Source organism: Halorubrum sp. SS7 (genome assembly GCF_005435055.1).
Lineage (GTDB): Archaea > Halobacteriota > Halobacteria > Halobacteriales > Haloferacaceae > Halorubrum > Halorubrum salinarum.
Genome location: NZ_SGXV01000510.1, coordinates 1 through 291, shown reverse-complemented (window position 1 = coordinate 291; position 291 = coordinate 1). Strand labels below are relative to the sequence as shown.

Sequence of the window (291 nt, the reverse complement as noted above, 5' to 3'; positions counted from 1 at the left end):
GTCCGCGCGGTCGCCGAGCAGCACGACCTCCACGCGACGTTCATGCCCAAGCCGATCGCCGAGATAAACGGCTCGGGGATGCACAGCCACATCTCGCTGTTCGACGAGGACGGGAACAACGCCTTCGCCGACGACTCGGACGAGTTCAACCTGAGCGAGACCGCCTACCAGTTCATGGGCGGCGTCCTGAATCACGCGGAGGCGTTCACGGCCGTTACCAACCCGACGGTGAACTCCTACAAGCGCCTCGTTCCCGGCTACGAGGCGCCGATCTACGTCGCGTGGTCCGAC

The 291-nt window shown here is 64.9% G+C and carries 1 pseudogene; it reads left to right on the top strand.

The features are described 5' to 3' along the window. Positions 1-291 (top strand): annotated as a pseudogene (locus EXE44_RS18980) (glutamine synthetase); the annotation flags it as partial.